Genomic DNA, 240 nt, shown 5'->3' on the forward strand with positions numbered 1-240 from the left:
TCCGCGCCGGCCACATCCGCGTCGATCCCGGAGACCGTGAAGGCAACCGCGGTCTTCTCCGAATTGTTGATCGTCGTGTCGGTGATCGACAGCGTCAGCGGCGCACCCAGGTCCGCCGAGGTGTCGAGGTCGATGGCGGCGCCGTTGGCCGAGGCCGTGTTGCCGGCATCGTCGGTGACGTGGAGCACCGAGCTGATCGGCCCGTCATTCATGCCCGACAGATCGACCGTGCCCGCCGAG

At 67.9% G+C, this 240-nt stretch carries 1 protein-coding gene; it reads right to left on the bottom strand.

What is annotated here, in order from left to right; genetic code table 11:
- Window positions 1-240 (bottom strand): hypothetical protein (locus EN955_RS35050; protein WP_206522712.1); only part of this gene is annotated, 240 nt, incomplete at both ends.

It is taken from the genome of Mesorhizobium sp. M7A.F.Ca.CA.001.04.2.1, assembly GCF_003998485.1.
GTDB classification, from domain to species: domain Bacteria; phylum Pseudomonadota; class Alphaproteobacteria; order Rhizobiales; family Rhizobiaceae; genus Mesorhizobium; species Mesorhizobium ciceri.